The following is a 17511-nucleotide window of genomic DNA, read 5'->3' as shown; positions in this document are numbered from 1 at the left end:
CGCCTCAGCAGCCGAGCCGACATAGCGGTCCGGACTGGCTGAACGCTAGAGGGCGGGTTTCACGGGGGCGAATCCCTGCCTATCCTGGAAGGGCCGCATACCGGTCGCCCCCGCGGCCGACGACGAGGAGGATCCCGTGCCGCTCTCGGAGCACGAGCAGCGCATGCTCGAGCAGATGGAGCGAGCGCTGTACGCCGAAGATCCCAAGTTCGCGACAGCGCTCGAGGGAAGCGGACTGCGTACGTACACCCGGAAAAGGGTCTATCAGGCGGTCGCAGGCTTCCTGGTGGGTATCGCGCTCCTCATGGCCGGAATGGTCGCCCAGCAGATCTGGATCAGCGTGGTGGGGTTCCTCGTCATGCTCGGCTGTGCCGTGCTCGCGGTCACCGGATGGCGCAAAGCGCCCAAGCCCGGTGAACAACAGCCGGCCGCCGCGGACAGCGGGGACAGCGGTGCACGCCGCCGACCGAGACAACGCCGGTCGATGTTGAACCGCATCGAACAGCGGTGGCAGCGCCGCCGCGACGAACAGGGCCAGTAGTCAGCAGAACGTCTCGGCCCTGTCTCCGCACCGGGCCGTGCGATGGCACGACGTAAGACACCGATGGGTGAGGGGCGGCCGCATTTCTGCGGCCGCCCCTCACCCATGTGCGGTGTGCGTGTGTGCGGTGTGGGTGCCTCAGCCGGGCCGGCGCGTGAGGCGGCGCAGCCTGCCCGTCCAGAGACCGGCTCCCGGACGGTTCGCCCAGCGCTCCGAGAGCGCTGCCCGACGGTCCGTGAGGGCCCACACCACCCGGACGGACGAGCGGGGCAGAAGCGTCGCCCGCAGCCGGGCGCCGCGGCCCGCCGAGGCCCGCAGACCCGCCCGTACCGCCGACGCGTCCTCGGCCAGTCCGGCCGCGGGGCGCGGCTCGGGGGCGTACAGCACCTGCTCCACCGAGCCCGCGACCCGGTGCACGGCCTCGGCCGCGGTGGTGTCGAGCCGGCCCAGCCGCACGATCCTGGCCGCCGCCTTCCGGGGCGTCAGCGACTCGTCGGGACCGATGCCGTGGTCCCAGGCCGTATCGGCGATCTCCCGCCAGGCGGCCAGCGTCCGCGCGGCGGCGTCCGCGGGCGTCCGGCCCCCGGAACCCAGCCGGCGGTTTCTCGTCCGGGTCCGCCACAGCAGCGGCGACAACGGCAGCACCAGCACCAGGACCGCCGCGAGGACCACCAGCAGCACCGTCCCGGCCGGGGTGCCCCCGTCGGTCGGCAGCGCCGCTCCCGGCTCCTGCGAGGGCCCGCACCCGCCTTCCTGGCGCAACTGCGGCGGGCAGCTGTCATCGGCGGAGGGCGCGGCCGACGGTGCGGCCGAGGTGTCCGCGGAGGGCTCGGCCGCGTCGCTCGCGCTGTCCGAGGGGACCTCGGGCCGGGTGTACGACGGAGTGCTGCCCCGGCTCGGGGTGGGCTCGAACCGGGTCCACCCGATCCCCTCGAAATACAGCTCGGGCCAGGCGTGCGCGTCGCGCAGTCCGACCGAGGTCGCCCCGTTCGACTTCATGGTGCCCGGGGTGAAGCCCACCGCGACCCGGGCCGGAATGCCCAGCGTCCGGGCCATCGCCGCCATCGAGAACGAGAAGTGGACACAGAAGCCCTCCTTGTCGCGGAGGAACCGTGCGATGGCGGACGACCCGGTCCCCGAGGTGACCGTGGTGTCGTAGGTGAAGCCGCCGTCGGAGGCGAACCAGTCCTGGAGCTTCACCGCCTGCTCGTAGGCGTTGGACGCGCCTTCGGTGACCTCCTCGGCGGTGTCGGCGACCACGCCCGGCAGCGAGCCGGGGATCTGGGTGTACTCGCGGACCAGCTCCTCCGGCGGTGAGCCCGCGGCCGCGAGCTGGTCCGCCGTGGGTTCGACCACCAGGCTGCCGACCTCGTACTGCGCGCCCCGTGTGGTCTGCCCGTCGTCGCCGACCAGGGTGCGGCCCTCGGGCTCGTACCGCCAGCGGCCGCCGACGCGGATCTCGCTCGCCGGGTAGGGGAGCGGCAGATAGGTCTGCTGGTAGGAGCGCGAGGCGGAGATGTTCGTCCGGACCTCGGTGACGGCGACGTCCCCGCTCAGCCCGGTGGGCTGCGGGAGCCGGTCGGGCACGTCCGTCAGCCGGCGGGTGGAGGAACGCCACTCGCTGCCGTTGAACTCGTCCAGGGCCAGGATCCGGAGATAGAGGCTCTGCGGGTCCTCGATGTTGCTGCGGTACGTCATCACCTCCCGGTTGTCCGGCTGGTTGAGGTTGTTCTGGAGCGACACCAGCGGATTCACCGCGGAGATGGTGCCGCCGCCGCTGCCCCTGCCGTTCCCCGGGCCGCTGCCACCCAGCAGACCGCTGTCCAGGGCGGGCAGGGCGAGCGGGGCCACCAGGGCGATGCCGAGTGCCAGCACGCCGATCCGCCGCCCGGTGCGGACGGGGGAGGAGCCACCGCTCGCACCGGCCAGCCCGTCGGCCAGACCGCCCGAGTTCCGCGCGGCGCCGCCGAAGACGCGGCCCCACTGGGAGAGCCGGTCCCGGCCCTCCGCCAGCAGGAGCAGCAGATAGCCGGAGGCGGCCAGCAGGAACCACAGCCAGCCCGCTCCGCCGTCGGAGAGACCGGCCGCGACCGAATACAGGGCGAGCAGCGGCAGTCCGGCCGGGGCCGCGCTGCGGAAGGTCACCGCCAGGGCGTCCACCGCGAGACCGATCAGGACCACCCCGCCGATCACCATCAGCTTGATGCCGTCGGTCATCGGGGCCGGGGTGGCGTACGTGCCGACGTCCTCGCCGCCCGCCACCAGCAGCTCGCCGAGGCGCATGACGGCAGCCGGTCCGGGCAGCACCCCGAACAGGGCGTGGTCCCGGGCGAACATCAGCGTCAGCAGCACCAGGGTGACCAGCGTCTGGACGGCGATGGTCAGCGTCCGTGCCAGCGGCACCCGGCGCGCGAGGGCGCCCACCGCGCTCTGGACACCGAGCAGCACCGCCGCCCGCATCAGCCAGCCGACCCCCTCCACCAGCGGGATCAGCGCCCCCGCCGCCAGCAGTGTCGCCGCATAGGCGCACAGCGCCAGCCTGGCCCGCCCGCTCATGACCATCCCCCCGCAAAGCCTGTCGTGCCGCCGCTCGGGGCGGAGGAATCATCCGTGCGCATCCGGCCCGCCAACTGCCACAGCGCGGGCAGTTCGGCCCCCGGCTCCACGGGCACCGCGATCCAGCCCGACTCGCGCAGCCGGCGCAGCCGCTCATCGGCCCGTCCCGTCACGGCCTCGTCGCCGGCCCAGGCGGCGCTGTCCAGGACGAAGGCGACCCCCGCGCCGGCGCGCTGCCGCATCCGGGCCGCGACCGCGGCCTGTTCCTCGTCCAGGTCGCCGAAGAAGGCGATGAGCAGCCCCTCGTTGCCGCCGCGCAGCACGTCATGGGCGCGCGAGAGGCCCCCGCCGTCGGAATGACCGACCACCGCGAGTGTGTCGAGCATCAGCCCCGCCGAGTCCGCGGACTCCTGGGTCGAGCCCGCGAATCCGCCGGATCCCTCGCCGGGCACCGCGTTCCCGTCGTCGGTGAGCAGGCGTACGGCGAAGCCGCGCTCCAGCATGTGCACCAGTGCGGAGGCGGCCCCCGAGACCGCCCACTCGAACGCCGAGTCGGGCCCGGCGCCCTGGTAGCCGATCTGCCGGGTGTCCAGCAGGACCGTGCACCTGGCGCGCTGCGGCTGTTCCTCCCGGCGCACCATCAGCTCGCCGTGGCGTGCGGTGGAGCGCCAGTGGACCCGGCGCAGGTCGTCCCCGTGGCGGTAGCCGCGCGGAATGATGTCGTCCTCACCGGCGAGGGCGAGCGACCGCTGCCGCCCGTCGCCGTACCCGGAGGCCTCGCCCGCCAGCCGCAGCGCGGGCAGCGCCACCGTGCGCGGGATGACGACGAGGGTGTCGAACGTGCTGAAGGAGCGGGTCAGCTCGCACATCCCGAACGGGTCGCTGAGCCGCAGTTGCAACGGGCCCAGCGGATAGCGGCCGCGCAGGTCGGAGCGGACCCGGTAGGACACCTCGCGCCGGCCGCCCGCCTCCACCCGGTCCAGGACGAAGCGGGGCCGTGGGCCCAGCACGTACGGAACGCGGTCCTGGAGCATCAGCAGACCGGTGGGCAGCCGCGAGACGTTCTCCATCCGCAGGTGCACCCGGGCCTCCGCGCCCGCGGGCACCCGGGACGGCGAGAGCCGCCGGGTGCCCGTCACCCGGTAGCGGGTGCGGTAGAGCACGGTCACGCAGACCAGCGGCAGCACGGCCAGCAGCAGCCCGACCCGCAGCAGATCGCCCTGGCCCAGCACGTACGCGCAGACGGCGGCGGCAAGACCGGCGGCCAGGAACGAGCGTCCCCGGGTGGTCAGCCCGCCCAGGGCCGCCCGGGCGCCGCCCTTGCTGTCGCCGTCCTCCACGGCGCCGGGCTCGCCGGCCACCATCACAGCCGCCGTGCGCCGGGCTGCTGGTGGTACAGCGGGCGACCCGGCTCCTGCCCGCCCGGCACGGGCGGCGTGGTGCCGCCGGCCGAGGTCGGCACGGGGGTGCGCTGGATGATCTCCAGGACCACCTGTTCCGCCGTGCGCCGGTTCAGCTGGGCCTGGGCGGTCGGCAGCAGCCGGTGCGCGAGCACCGGCGTGGCCAGCGCCTGGACGTCGTCCGGCAGGGCGTAGTCGCGCCCGCTGAGAGCGGCGGACGCCTTCGCGGCGCGCAGCAGATGCAGCGTCGCGCGCGGGGAGGCGCCGAGCCGGAGGTCGGGGTGGCTGCGGGTGGCCCCGACGAGCTCCACGGCGTAGCGCCGGACGGCGTCGGCGACATGCACCGTACGGACGGCGTCGATCAGCTTCACGATGTCGTGGGCGTGCGCCACCGGCTGGAGGTCGTCCAGCGGGGAGAGCCCCCCGTGCACGTCGAGCATCTGGAGCTCGGCCTCCGGGCTGGGATAGCCGATGGAGACCCGGGCCATGAACCGGTCGCGCTGGGCCTCGGGCAGCGGGTAGGTGCCCTCCATCTCGACCGGATTCTGGGTGGCCACGACCATGAAGGGGTCGGGCAGCTCGTAGGTGTGCCCGTCGATGGTGACCTGGCGCTCCTCCATCGACTCCAGCAGCGCCGACTGCGTCTTCGGCGAGGCGCGGTTGATCTCGTCGCCGATCACGATCTGGGCGAAGATCGCACCCGGCTTGAACTCGAAGTCCCGCCGCTGCTGGTCGAAGATCGACACGCCGGTGATGTCCGAGGGCAGCAGGTCCGGCGTGAACTGGATCCGCCGCACCGAACAGTCGATGGACCGCGCCAGGGCCTTGGCCAGCATGGTCTTGCCGACACCGGGAACGTCCTCGATGAGGAGATGTCCCTCGGCGAGCAGCACGGTCAGCGAAAGCCGTACGACCTCGGGCTTGCCCTCGATCACCCCCTCCACCGACCTGCGCACCCGCTCTGCTGTGGTGGTCAGATCCGTGAGGCTCGCTCGATCGTCATAGGTCGTCACCCGGCCCTCCTCGGCCCTTTTGCGCAGGGGCCGTCGCGCGTACCCGCGCGGCCCACCCCGAAAAATCGGACACTCCTCCGGAAGGCCCGGGGGACGTCACACCCGCATTCTTGTTGCCGTTACCGCTTCGTGTCACTCGCCTGTGGATAAGTGGGTGTGAAAAGTCAGCTTCTGTCACGATTTCGACACCGCAGGTCACGGTGATGGGTGCGTGAAGTGCGGCGGAGGGCCGGGAAGCGAGCGGAATGCGTTCAGGAAACGGAGTCGATCTCGCGCAGCAGACCGGTGGTCACGTCGAACACGAACCCGCGCACGTCGTCGGTGTGCAGCAGGAACGGCGAGGTGCGCACCCGCTGCATCGACTGGCGTACGTCCTGGTCGGCGTCCGTGTAGGCCTCCACGGCCCAGGCCGGACGCTGGCCCACCTCGCGCTCCAGATCCTGCCGGAAGTCCTCGGTGAGGGACTCCAGACCACAGTTGGTGTGGTGGATGAGGACCACGCTGCGGGTGCCGAGCGCCCGCTGGCTGATGGTCAGCGAACGGATCACGTCCTCCGTCACCACACCGCCCGCGTTACGGATGGTGTGGCAGTCGCCGAGCTCCAGACCGAGCGCGGCGTGCAGGTCGAGACGGGCGTCCATGCAGGCGACGATGGCGACCTGGAGGACCGGGCGCGCGTCCATGCCCGGATCGCGGAACTCCTTCGCGTACCCGGAGTTCAGCTCGACGAGCCGGTCGGTGACCTGGCCCCCCTCGCGGACCGCCGAGGCGGGGGGCGTCACGGACTCGGCGGCGGAGGTCTGAGCGGAAGTCGACATGGATACGACGTTAGCGTTCCCACCTGGCCCGGGCGTGCTGTGAGAGCGGACAAAGAACGTCAACGCGACTTGTTGTGAGCTAACCCACAAGACCCGGGGGATGCGGCTGTTCGAGTGGGTTCACCGCATCCGTACGGGTGGAGCGACGCGCTGCGCGGTTCGTTGATCGCGCATCGATCGAATGGCAGGGTGGACTAAAGTAACGCGAAGTCACCACTCACCCCCGTACTCGACCCACCGCCCCATCGCACCCCCTGCACCTCCTGCATATTCCGTATTTCCCCCGTGATGTGCGGCGTACGTGCGACCCGGCCCTCTCCCGCTCTCGGTCGGCCGACGCCTCTTCCCCGGCGCCGGCGGACCTCCCCTTCAGAGCGGGCGGGGACCAGGACGTACGTGCCGGCCGCGCGGGACAGAGCCTGAGAGGGCGCATTGAGCCAGACCCGACACGTCCCGGTGATGCTCCAGAGGTGTCTGGACCTGTTGGCCCCGGCTCTCCAGGACCCGGCCCACCCGGAGCCCGTGGTCGTCGACTGCACCCTCGGCCTCGGCGGTCACAGCGAGGCGCTGCTCGCCTCCTTCCCCACCGCCCGGCTGATCGCCCTGGACCGGGACAAGGAGGCGCTCCGCCTCTCCGGCGAACGGCTCGCCCCCTACGGCGACCGGGCCACCCTCGTCCACGCGGTCTACGACGAGCTCCCCGAGGTCCTCGAACGGCTCGGCGTCCCGAAGGTCCAGGGCATCCTCTTCGACCTCGGCGTCTCCTCCATGCAACTGGACGAGGCCGACCGCGGGTTCGCGTACGCCCAGGACGCCCCGCTCGACATGCGCATGGACCAGTCCACCGGCATGGGCGCCGCCGAGGTGCTCAACACCTACCCGCCCGGCGAGCTGGTCCGGATCCTGCGGGCGTACGGCGAGGAGAAGCAGGCCAAGCGGATCGTCTCCGCCGTCGTGCGCGAGCGCGAGAAGGAGCCGTTCAGCAACAGCGCCCGGCTCGTCGAGCTGATCCGCGACGCGCTGCCGCAGGCCGCCAAGCGCACCGGCGGCAACCCCGCCAAGCGGACCTTCCAGGCCCTGCGCATCGAGGTCAACGGCGAGCTGAGCGTCCTGGAGCAGGCCATCCCGGCCGCCGTCCAGTGCCTCGCCGTCGGCGGCCGCATCGCCGTGCTGTCCTACCACTCGCTGGAGGACCGGCTGGTCAAGCAGGTCTTCGCAGCCGGTGCGGCCAACACCGCGCCCCCCGGACTGCCCGTCGTCCCCGAGCGCTACCAGCCCCGCCTCAAGCAGCTCACCCGGGGCGCCGAGCTGCCCACCGAGGAGGAGGTCGCCGAGAACCGGCGCGCCGCCCCCGCCCGGCTGCGCGGCGCCCAGCGCATCCGGGAGGAAGAGCGATGAGCACCACGGGGGGCGCGCGGTGAGCAAACCGGCCGCACCGCTGAAGGGCCGGGCCGCACGGCTCGCCCGGCTGATGCCGTCCACCGGGCCCAGCAGCGCGGCCCGCACCCCCTTCGTCCTGCTGGTCGTGCTTCTCCTGGGCGGCGGGCTCATCACCCTCCTCCTGCTGAACTCCGCCCTCAACGAAGGATCGTTCAGGCTCAGCGAGCTGAAGCGGGACACCACCGAGCTCACCGACGAGCAGCAGGCCCTCCAGCGCGACGTCGACAGCCGCTCCCAGCCCGACGCCCTGGAACGCCGGGCCCGGGAGCTGGGCATGGTCCCCGGCGGCAGCCCCGCCTTCCTGAACCCCGACGGCACGGTCCGCGGCGCCCCCACCGAGGCCACCGCCCCGCCGTCTCCCAGCCCCAGCCCCACCCCGAGCCCCAGTGCCGCGGCCGACGCCACCCCGGACCCCGACGCCCCCGAGGCATCGGCCGGAGCCGCCGGTTCCGCGTCGCCCTCCGGATCCGTACCCGCGACCGAGCCCGACCCCGCAACCGCCCCCGGGGCGGAGAACAGCCCGCCCCCGACGAGCCCCGGCAGGTGACGCAGTGCCGCCCAAGGAACCGCCGCGCCGCCGCGTACCCGGACCGGCCCGCCCCCGTAACGGGGCCAACGGATCCGGTCGCTCCGGCGCGCGCCCACCGGCCCGCCGCCCCCGTCCCGCCGCAGGGCGCACCACTGCGCGCGGCGGCACACCGCGCTCCCTGCGCCTCGGCAGCCCGCGCCCTCGGCTGCGGCTCGTCAGCCTCGGGCTGACGCTGGTCATGCTGGCCTTCGTGGCCCGCCTGCTCCAGGTCCAGGCCGTCGACGCCAGCGCGTACGCGGCCAAGGCCGAGAAGAACCGCTACCTGGAGTACACGGTCGCCGCCGAGCGCGGCGAGATCACCGACCGCAAGGGCGTCGCGCTCGCCACCAGCGTGGACGCGCACAACATCACCGCCGACCCGAAGATGTTCACGCCCGAGGACAGCAAGGCCCCCGACGCGCCCGAGCAGGCCGCCGCCCTGCTCGCCCCGATCCTCGGCAAGGACGTCGACGAGCTCGTCGAGAAGCTCTCGAAGCCCAAGTCCCGCTACACCGTCCTCGCCTACCGGCAGACCCCCCAGGTCTGGAAGCAGATCAAGGACCTCAAGTCCGTCTTCGCCGAGAAGGCCTCCGCGGACAAGCTGAAGGGCGGCCCCGGAGCCAACGTCCTGGCCGGGGTCCTCCAGGAGCCCACCACCAAGCGCGTCTACCCCAACGGGGATCTCGCCGCCGGGATACTGGGATTCGTCAGCGACGACGGCAAGGGCGGCGGCGGCCTCGAGTCGCAGCTGAACAAGGAACTCGCGGGCGAGGACGGCAAGATCCGTTACGCCCAGGCCGGCGGCCGGCGGGTCCCCACCGCCGGCAGCACCGAGGTCCCGGCCGTGCCCGGCTCCGACATCGAGCTGACCATCGACCGCGACATCCAGTGGGCCGCCCAGAAGGCCATCAGCGACCAGGTCGCCAAGTCCAAGGCCGACCGCGGCTACGTCATCGTCCAGAACACCAGGACCGGCGAGCTGCTGGCCATGGCCAACGCCCCCGGCTACGACCCCAACGACCTCTCCCAGGCCACCTCGGCCTCCCTCGGCAACGCGGCCCTCCAGGACGTGTACGAGCCCGGCTCCACCAGCAAGGTCATGTCCATGGCCGCCGTACTGGAGGAGAAGGCCGCGACCCCCGGCACCCATGTCACCGTCCCCAACCGGCTGCACCGCGGCGACCGGCTCTTCAAGGACGACGTCGACCACCCCACCTGGTATCTCACGCTCAACGGGGTCCTCGCCAAGTCCAGCAACATCGGCACCATCCTGGCGACCGGTCAGCTCGGCAAGACCCAGGCGGAGTCCAACCAGGTCCTCTACGACTACCTGCGCAAGTTCGGCCTCGGAGCCAAGACCGGGCTCGGCTACCCCGGCGAGTCGCCCGGCCTGCTGGCCCACCCCAAGGACTGGTCGACCTCGCAGCAGTACACGATCCCCTTCGGTCAGGGCCTCTCGCTCAACGCCGTCCAGGCCGCATCGGTCTACTCGACCATCGCCAACGGAGGCGTACGGATCGCCCCCACCCTCGTCCGCGGCACCAAGGGCTCCGACGGGCACTTCACCGCAGGAGAGGCCCCCGAGGAGAACCGGGTGGTCAGCGAGAAGACCGCCAAGACCCTGGCCACGATGCTGGAGTCCGTCGTCGACGACCAGGAAGGCACCGGCACCAAGGCCGCCATCCCCGGCTACCGGGTCGCGGGCAAGACCGGCACCGCCAACCGGGTCGACCCCGTCCGCGGTGTCTACAAGGGCTACACCGCCTCCTTCGCGGGCTTCGCCCCCGCCGACAACCCGCAGGTCACCGTCTACTGCGCGATCCAGAACCCCACCAAGGGCAGCTACTTCGGCGGTCAGATCTGCGGCCCGATCTACAAGCAGGTCATGGAGTTCGCGCTCAAGACGCTCCAGACCCCTCCGTCCGGCAGCGAGCCGCCCCGGCTGCCGGTGTCCTTCAAGCCCGGCGAGTGAACACGGGGATGCGCGAGCATCTCCTCCAAGGGAACCCTCAGTGACAACCATCACCCCCGATCCCGGGAACCGGAACGAGAACCGCCACGACCGGGGTCCCTCGCTTCGCGAGAGCCCGCACCGGCCCGGTACGCTCACCGCCGTGCCCCACGCTGATCAGTCCCAAACCTCTCAGAAGGACGCGCCTGTGACCTACCCGGGAGCGCCCCGACCGGACCGGCTCCGGCCCACCCCTCTCGGCGAGCTGGCCGGCCGGCTCGGCGTCGAAGCGGCCGGGTCCGGTGAGGTCACCGGCATCACGCACGACTCGCGGGCCGTGCGCCCCGGCGACGTGTACGCGGCCCTGCCCGGCGCCCGCTTCCACGGCGCCGACTTCGCGGCCCAGGCAGCGGGCCTCGGCGCCGCCGCCGTTCTCACCGACCCCGCCGGCGCCGAACGCGCCGCCGCCACCGGCCTGCCGGTCCTGGTCACCGAGAACCCGCGCGCCGTGATGGGCGAGCTGGCCGCCGACATCTACGGGCGGCCCGGCATCGGCCTCCTCCAGCTCGGCATCACCGGAACCTCCGGCAAGACCACCACCGCGTACCTCGTCGAGGGCGGACTGCGCGCCGCCGGACGCCCCACCGGGCTGATCGGCACCGTCGAGATGCGCATCGGCGACGAGCGCATCAAGTCCGAGCGCACCACCCCCGAAGCCACCGACCTGCAGGCCCTGTTCGCCGTCATGCGCGAACGCGGCGTCGAGGCCGTCGCGATGGAGGTCTCCAGCCACGCCCTGGTGCTCGGCCGGGTCGACGGCTGCGTCTTCGACGTCGCCGTCTTCAACAACCTCAGCCCGGAGCACATGGAGTTCCACTCCGGCATGGAGGACTACTTCCAGGCCAAGGCCCAGCTGTTCACCCCCGAGCGCAGCCACCGCGGCGTCGTGAACTTCGACGACGAGTACGGCCGCAGGCTCCTCACCGAGTCCGGGGTGCCGGTCACCAGCTTCTCCGCCGAGGGCCACCCGGACGCCGACTGGCACGCCGAGGACGTCGAGGTCGGACCGCAGGACAGCACCTTCACCGCCGTCGGCCCGAAGGGCGAGCGGATCACCGCCCGCGCCCCGCTGCCCGGACCGTTCAACGTCGCCAACACCCTCGCCGCGATCGTCACGCTGGCCGTCGCGGGCGTCGACCCGCAGACCGCCGCCGACGGCATCGCGGCCGTCCCCGGGGTCCCGGGCCGGCTGGAGCGGGTGGACGCCGGACAGCCCTACCTCGCCGTCGTCGACTACGCGCACAAGACCGACGCCGTCGAGTCCGTCCTGCGCTCCCTGCGCAAGGTCACCGAGGGCCGGGTGCACATCGTCCTCGGCTGCGGCGGCGACCGCGACACCACCAAACGCGGCCCGATGGGCGCAGCGGCGGCCCGGCTCGCCGACACCGCCGTACTGACCTCCGACAACCCCCGCTCCGAGGACCCCCTCGCGATCCTCGCCGCGATGCTCTCCGGCGCCGCCGAAGTCCCCGTCCACGAGCGCGGCGACGTGCTGATCGACGCCGACCGCGCCTCGGCCATCGCCGCCGCCGTCGCCCGCGCCGAACCGGGCGACACCGTCCTCGTCGCGGGCAAGGGGCACGAACAGGGCCAGGACATCCACGGAGTGATCCGAGCCTTCGACGACCGCAAGGTCCTGCACGCAGCCATCGAGCGGTCCCTGACGCGCCCCGGCGCCGCGGACCGTGCCCCTCACCACGAGAACAACAGTCAGGGATGACCAAGTGATCACCCTTTCCCTCGCCGAGATCGCCGAAATCGTCGGCGGGCAGTCGTACGACATACCGGATCCGGCAGTCACCGTGAGCGGACCCGTCGTCATCGACTCCCGCGAGGTCGCGCCCGGCAGCCTGTTCGCCGCGTTCGCCGGCGAACGGGTCGACGGCCACGACTACGCCCAGCGCGCCGTCGAGGCGGGTGCGGCAGCCGTCCTGGCGGCCCGTCCCGTCGGCGTTCCGGCGATCGTCGTGGACGACGTCGTCGGCGCGCTCGGCGCCCTCGCCCGCGCCGTCGTCGAACGCCTCGGCACCACCGTCGTCGGCCTCACCGGATCTGCCGGCAAGACGTCCACCAAGGACCTGATCGCGCAGCTCCTCCAGCGCAAGGGCCCGACCGTCTGGACGCCCGGCTCCCTCAACAACGAGATCGGCCTGCCCATCACGGCGCTGACGGCCACCGCCGATACCGAGCACCTGGTCCTGGAGATGGGCGCCCGCGGCGTCGGCCACATCCACTACCTGGCCGACCTCACCCCGCCCCGCATCGGCCTCGTCCTCAACGTCGGCTCCGCCCACCTCGGCGAGTTCGGCAGCCGGGAGGCCATCGCCCAGGCCAAGGGCGAGCTGGTCGAGGTCCTGCCCGAGGACGGCTGCGCCGTGCTCAACGCGGACGACCCGCTCGTCCGCGCCATGGCCTCGCGCACCAAGGCCCGCGTCCTGCTCTTCGGAGAAGCCCCGGAAGCGGACGTACGGGGCGAGAAGGTCAGGATGACCGCCGACGGCCGGCCCGCCTTCGTGCTCCACACACCCACCGGGTGCAGCGACGTGACCATGCGCCTGTACGGTGAGCACCACGTGTCGAACGCGCTCGCCGCGGCCGCCGTCGCCCATGAGTTGGGCATGTCCGTGACCGAGATCGCCGAGGCGCTCTCGGAGGCGGGCACCCTCTCCCGCTGGCGCATGGAGGTCACCGAGCGTCCGGACGGTGTGACGGTCGTCAACGACGCCTACAACGCGAACCCCGAATCCATGAGAGCCGCACTGCGTGCGCTGGCTGCCATGGGCCAGGCCCGAGGGGCCGACGGGGGACGCACCTGGGCGGTGCTCGGTCAGATGGCCGAGCTCGGTGACGCGTCGCTCGCCGAGCACGACGCGGTCGGACGGCTCGCCGTCCGGCTCAACGTCAGCAAGCTCGTCGCTGTCGGGGGGAGAGAAGCCTCCTGGCTGCAACTGGGCGCATATAACGAGGGTTCGTGGGGTGAGGAGTCGGTGCACGTGTCCGACGCACAGGCGGCCGTCGACCTGTTGCGCAGTGAACTGCGCCCGGGAGACGTCGTGCTGGTGAAGGCGTCCCGGTCGGTCGGCCTGGAGAAGGTCGCCCAGGCACTGCTGGAGAACTCGACCGAGGGCGAGGTCGCCGGCCGATGAGGCAGATCCTCTTCGCGGGGGCCATCGGGCTCTTTCTGACCCTGGTCGGTACTCCGCTGCTGATCAAGCTGCTGGCCCGCAAGGGATACGGGCAGTTCATCCGGGACGACGGCCCGCGCACGCACGGCAGCAAGAAGGGCACGCCCACGATGGGCGGCATCGCCTTCATCCTGGCGACGATCATCGCGTACCTCCTCGCGAAGGTCCTCACGGGAGAGGACATCCGCTACTCCGGCGTCCTCGTGCTGTTCCTCATGACCGGGATGGGGCTCGTCGGGTTCCTCGACGACTACATCAAGATCGTCAAGCAGCGTTCGCTCGGTCTGCGGGCCAAGGCGAAGATGGCGGGACAGCTGATCGTCGGCATCGCCTTCGCGGTGCTCTCGCTCCAGTTCCCCAACTCCATGGACTACACCCCGGCCTCCACCCGGCTCTCGTTCGTCGAGGACTTCGGCTGGTCGATCGGCCCGGTGCTGTTCTGCGTCTGGGCGCTGTTCATGATCCTCGCCATGTCCAACGGCGTGAACCTCACCGACGGCCTCGACGGGCTGGCCACCGGGGCCTCGGTGATGGTCTTCGGCGCCTACACCTTCATCGGCCTCTGGCAGTTCCAGGAGTCCTGCGCCAACGCGGACAACCTGACCAACCCGAACGCCTGCTTCGAGGTGCGCGACCCGCTCGACCTCGCCGTCGTCGCCGCCGCGCTGATGGGCGCCTGCTTCGGCTTCCTGTGGTGGAACACCTCGCCCGCCAAGATCTTCATGGGCGACACCGGCTCGCTCGCACTCGGCGGTGCGCTCGCGGGCCTCGCGATCCTCTCCCGCACCGAGTTCCTGATGGCCATCCTCGGCGGCCTCTTCGTGATGATCACCATGTCCGTGGTCATCCAGGTCGGTTCGTTCAAGATGACCGGCAAGCGGGTCTTCCGGATGGCGCCGCTCCAGCACCACTTCGAACTCAAGGGGTGGTCCGAGGTCCTTGTCGTGGTCCGCTTCTGGATCATCCAGGGCATGTGCGTGATCGTCGGCCTCGGCCTCTTCTACGCGGGATGGGCAGCCAAGAAGTGAGCACCGTGGACTGGCAGGGCAAGCACGTCACCGTCGCCGGGCTCGGCGTCAGCGGCATCCCCGCGGCCCGCGCCCTGCACGAGCGCGGCGCGCTCGTCACCGTCGTCAACGACGGCGACGACGCACGCGCCCGCGCGCAGGCGGCCGAACTGGAGGCGCACGGCATCACGGTGCGCCTCGGTGACGGCGCCACCCTGCCGCCGTCCACGGAACTCGTCGTCACCGCCCCCGGCTGGCAGCCGGACAAGCCGCTCTTCCTGGCTGCCGCCGAGGCGGGCGTCCCGGTCTGGGGCGACGTCGAACTGGCCTGGCGACTGCGCGGCGACAACGGCCGCGAGCCCGCGCCCTGGCTCGCGGTCACCGGCACCAACGGCAAGACCACCACCGTACGGATGCTGGCCTCGATCCTCGAAGCCGCGGGCCTGCGCACCGCGGCCGTCGGCAACATCGGCGTATCGCTGCTGGACGCGGTGCTCGGCGAGACGGAGTACGACGTCCTCGCCGTCGAACTCTCCAGCTACCAGCTGCACTGGGCGCCCTCCCTGCGCGCCCACTCCGCCGCCGTCCTCAACCTGGCCCCCGACCACCTCGACTGGCACGGCTCGATGGAGGCGTACACCGCCGACAAGGGCCGCGTCTACGAGGGCAACACGGTCGCCTGCGTCTACAACGTCGCCGACCCGGCCACCGAGGACCTGGTGCGCGAGGCCGACGTCGAGGAGGGCTGCCGGGCCATCGGCTTCACCCTCGGCGCCCCCGGCCCCTCGCAGCTCGGCGTGGTCGACGGCATCCTCGTCGACCGGGCGTTCGTCGCCAACCGCCAGAAGCAGGCCCAGGAACTGGCCGAGGTCACCGACGTCAACCCGCCGGCCCCGCACAACATCGCCAACGCCCTCGCGGCCGCGGCCCTCGCCCGCGCCTTCGGCGTCGAGGCGGCCGCCGTACGCGACGGACTGCGGGCCTTCCGGCCGGACGCCCACCGCATCGAACACGTCGCGGACATCGCCGAAGTCGCCTACGTCGACGACTCCAAGGCCACCAACACCCACGCCACCGAGGCCTCGCTGGCCGCCTACGACTCCATCGTCTGGATCGCGGGCGGACTCGCCAAGGGCGCCACCTTCGACGAGCTGGTCACCGGCGCGGCGAAGCGGCTGCGCGGCGTCGTGCTGATGGGCGCCGACCGGGCGCTGATCCACGAAGCCCTGACGCGACACGCCCCCGAAGTCCCGGTGGTCGACCTCGACCGGACCGACACTGGGGCGATGTCCGAAGCGGTCGCGCAGGCGGCAGCGCTCGCCCGGCCGGGCGATACGGTACTGCTGGCCCCGGCCTGTGCCTCGATGGACATGTTCACCAACTACAACAAGCGGGGCGAGGCGTTCGCGGACGCGGTCCGCGCACGCGCCGACGAGAGCGCCTGACCGACCGGGCCTCCGCGCCCGGGGTTCACGGGCCCCGGGCACGAGCAGTGGAGGGGACAGCGACAATGCCGGCCGACGAGAGATTCGCCGTACGGCGGGACCGCGCACGGACCTCGGTGCCCCGCCCCCTCGCCGCGGCTCCCGCACCCTCCGGAGTACCGCTGCCCCCCGGACTCGCCCTGCGCGGACGCCTGGCCACCGGCGCCCGGCGTCCCGAGCCGCCCCGCGGCTCCGGTCGCGGCGGCCCGGGACGCGGTGGTTCGGGCTCCCGCACCCCGCGCTCCGGGCGCGGCGGCGGACCGCGCCGGGCCTACGAGCGGGCACGGCGGGCCTGGGACCGGCCCCTGACCGCCTACTACGTGATCCTCGGCTCCAGCCTCCTGATCACCGTGCTGGGCCTGGTGATGGTCTACTCCGCCTCGATGATCAAGGCGCTGGACATCAGCAAGCCCTCGACGTACTTCTTCGGCAAGCAGTTCCTCGCCGCCGTCATCGGCGGCGGGCTGATGCTGATCGCCGCCCGGATGCCAGTGAAGCTCCACCGGGCGCTGGCCTACCCGATACTGATGGTCACCGTCTTCCTGATGATCCTGGTCCAGGTGCCGGGGATAGGGATGTCGGTCAACGGCAACCAGAACTGGCTCTACCTGGGCGGCCCGTTCCAGCTCCAGCCCAGCGAGTTCGGCAAGCTGGCCCTCATCCTGTGGGGGGCGGACCTGCTGGCCCGCAAGCAGGACAAGCGGTTGCTGACGCAGTGGAAGCACATGCTCGTGCCGCTCGTCCCGGTCGCCTTCATGCTGCTCGGACTGATCATGCTCGGCGGCGACATGGGAACCGCGATCATTCTCACGGCGATCCTGTTCGGTCTGCTCTGGCTGGCCGGCGCCCCCACCCGGCTGTTCGCCGGGGTGCTCGGCGCCGCCGCCGCCATCGCGTTCCTGCTGATCAGGACCAGCCCCAACCGGATGTCCCGGCTCGCCTGCATGGGCGTGAGCGAACCCGATCCGGAGGGCGGCTGCTGGCAGGCCGCACACGGAATCTACGCTCTGGCGTCCGGCGGATGGTTCGGTTCCGGGCTGGGTGCGAGTGTGGAAAAATGGGGTCAACTCCCGGAACCCCACACCGACTTCATCTTCGCGATCACCGGTGAGGAACTGGGTCTGGCGGGGACGCTGTCCGTGCTCGCCCTGTTCGCGGCTCTAGGCTATGCGGGTATCCGCGTGGCCGGACGCACGGAGGACCCCTTCGTGAGGTACGCCGCGGGAGGCGTGACCACGTGGATCACGGCCCAGGCCGTGATCAACATCGGTGCGGTGCTCGGCCTGTTGCCGATCGCCGGGGTTCCGCTCCCGCTGTTCTCCTACGGGGGATCGGCCCTGCTGCCGACGATGTTCGCGGTCGGGCTGATGATCGCCTTCGCACGGGAGGACCCCGCCGCGAAGGCGGCCCTGGCCATGCGGAAGCCCGGGGTGAGATGGAAGACGATGAGACGGCGCGTCAAGAAGCGTCCGTCCGGAGAGCGGTGAA

At 71.9% G+C, this 17511-nt stretch carries 13 protein-coding genes; 9 read left to right on the top strand and 4 right to left on the bottom strand.

Features of this window, described 5'->3' with window-relative positions:
• Positions 1 to 136 precede the first annotated feature (136 nt).
• Positions 137 to 541 (top strand): DUF3040 domain-containing protein, encoded by a 405-nt coding sequence (locus ACIQPT_RS18435; protein WP_401156926.1) that lies wholly within the window; start codon positions 137 to 139, stop codon positions 539 to 541.
• 138 nt (positions 542 to 679) lie between these two features.
• On the opposite strand, the gene ACIQPT_RS18430 is transcribed toward ACIQPT_RS18435, so the two are convergent.
• The 4 genes from ACIQPT_RS18430 to ACIQPT_RS18415 form a co-directional block, all read right to left on the bottom strand.
• On the bottom strand, positions 680 to 3097 hold the full coding sequence (locus tag ACIQPT_RS18430) for a DUF3488 and DUF4129 domain-containing transglutaminase family protein (RefSeq protein ID WP_401156925.1): 2418 nt from the start codon (positions 3095 to 3097) through the stop codon (positions 680 to 682).
• Positions 3094 to 4461 carry a DUF58 domain-containing protein gene (locus ACIQPT_RS18425; RefSeq protein WP_401156924.1) on the bottom strand — a complete coding sequence of 456 codons (1368 nt, stop codon included), beginning with the start codon at positions 4459 to 4461 and terminating at the stop codon, positions 3094 to 3096. The genes ACIQPT_RS18430 and ACIQPT_RS18425 overlap by 4 nt, the downstream gene beginning before the upstream one ends.
• Positions 4461 to 5510 carry an AAA family ATPase gene (locus tag ACIQPT_RS18420; RefSeq protein ID WP_401156923.1) on the bottom strand — a complete coding sequence of 350 codons (1050 nt, stop codon included), beginning with the start codon at positions 5508 to 5510 and terminating at the stop codon, positions 4461 to 4463. Before ACIQPT_RS18420 ends, ACIQPT_RS18425 begins: the two co-directional genes overlap by 1 nt.
• 251 nt (positions 5511 to 5761) lie before the next feature.
• The gene (locus ACIQPT_RS18415) at positions 5762 to 6328 is read right to left on the bottom strand and encodes a beta-class carbonic anhydrase (protein WP_401156922.1); all 567 of its coding nucleotides are present in this window, start codon (positions 6326 to 6328) and stop codon (positions 5762 to 5764) included.
• A 432-nt stretch (positions 6329 to 6760) separates the two neighbouring features.
• Here ACIQPT_RS18415 and rsmH point away from each other — a divergent pair, with 432 nt between their 5' ends.
• The 8 genes from rsmH (at position 6761) to ftsW (ending at position 17510) form a co-directional block, all read left to right on the top strand.
• Complete coding sequence (gene rsmH / locus ACIQPT_RS18410; protein ID WP_401156921.1) at positions 6761 to 7726, top strand: 16S rRNA (cytosine(1402)-N(4))-methyltransferase RsmH; 966 nt, start codon at positions 6761 to 6763, stop codon at positions 7724 to 7726.
• Between the two features lie 19 nt (positions 7727 to 7745).
• A complete protein-coding gene (locus ACIQPT_RS18405; protein ID WP_401156920.1) occupies positions 7746 to 8315 on the top strand; it encodes a septum formation initiator family protein in 570 nt (189 codons plus the stop codon).
• A 4-nt stretch (positions 8316 to 8319) separates the two neighbouring features.
• The gene (locus ACIQPT_RS18400) at positions 8320 to 10308 is read left to right on the top strand and encodes a peptidoglycan D,D-transpeptidase FtsI family protein (RefSeq protein WP_401156919.1); all 1989 of its coding nucleotides are present in this window, start codon (positions 8320 to 8322) and stop codon (positions 10306 to 10308) included.
• Positions 10309 to 10348: 40 nt separating this feature from the next.
• A complete protein-coding gene (locus ACIQPT_RS18395) occupies positions 10349 to 12067 on the top strand; it encodes a UDP-N-acetylmuramoyl-L-alanyl-D-glutamate--2,6-diaminopimelate ligase (RefSeq protein ID WP_401156918.1) in 1719 nt (572 codons plus the stop codon).
• Positions 12068 to 12071: 4 nt separating this feature from the next.
• Positions 12072 to 13493, top strand: a complete 1422-nt coding sequence (gene murF / locus ACIQPT_RS18390; RefSeq protein WP_401156917.1) for a UDP-N-acetylmuramoyl-tripeptide--D-alanyl-D-alanine ligase — start codon at positions 12072 to 12074, stop codon at positions 13491 to 13493.
• Positions 13490 to 14560 carry a phospho-N-acetylmuramoyl-pentapeptide-transferase gene (mraY, locus tag ACIQPT_RS18385; RefSeq protein ID WP_401156916.1) on the top strand — a complete coding sequence of 357 codons (1071 nt, stop codon included), beginning with the start codon at positions 13490 to 13492 and terminating at the stop codon, positions 14558 to 14560. Before murF ends, mraY begins: the two co-directional genes overlap by 4 nt.
• Positions 14542 to 15984, top strand: a complete 1443-nt coding sequence (murD, locus tag ACIQPT_RS18380; RefSeq protein ID WP_401156915.1) for a UDP-N-acetylmuramoyl-L-alanine--D-glutamate ligase — start codon at positions 14542 to 14544, stop codon at positions 15982 to 15984. Before mraY ends, murD begins: the two co-directional genes overlap by 19 nt.
• A gap of 65 nt (positions 15985 to 16049) precedes the next feature.
• Positions 16050 to 17510, top strand: coding sequence for a putative lipid II flippase FtsW (ftsW, locus tag ACIQPT_RS18375; protein ID WP_401156914.1), 1461 nt, complete (start codon positions 16050 to 16052; stop codon positions 17508 to 17510).
• Position 17511 lies beyond the last annotated feature (1 nt).

This window comes from Streptomyces sp. NPDC091289 (assembly GCF_044757365.1).
Lineage (GTDB): Bacteria > Actinomycetota > Actinomycetes > Streptomycetales > Streptomycetaceae > Streptomyces.
This window is presented reverse-complemented; position numbering and strand designations above follow the sequence as displayed.

Coding starts and splice junctions, on each gene's coding strand:
- ACIQPT_RS18430 (WP_401156925.1), bottom strand. CDS start 3,097: ATGAGCGGGCGGGCCAGGCTGGCGCTGTGCGCCTATGCGGCGACACTG.
- ACIQPT_RS18425 (WP_401156924.1), bottom strand. CDS start 4,461: ATGGTGGCCGGCGAGCCCGGCGCCGTGGAGGACGGCGACAGCAAGGGC.
- ACIQPT_RS18415 (WP_401156922.1), bottom strand. CDS start 6,328: ATGTCGACTTCCGCTCAGACCTCCGCCGCCGAGTCCGTGACGCCCCCC.
- mraY (WP_401156916.1), top strand. CDS start 13,490: ATGAGGCAGATCCTCTTCGCGGGGGCCATCGGGCTCTTTCTGACCCTG.
- murD (WP_401156915.1), top strand. CDS start 14,542: ATGGGCAGCCAAGAAGTGAGCACCGTGGACTGGCAGGGCAAGCACGTC.
- ftsW (WP_401156914.1), top strand. CDS start 16,050: ATGCCGGCCGACGAGAGATTCGCCGTACGGCGGGACCGCGCACGGACC.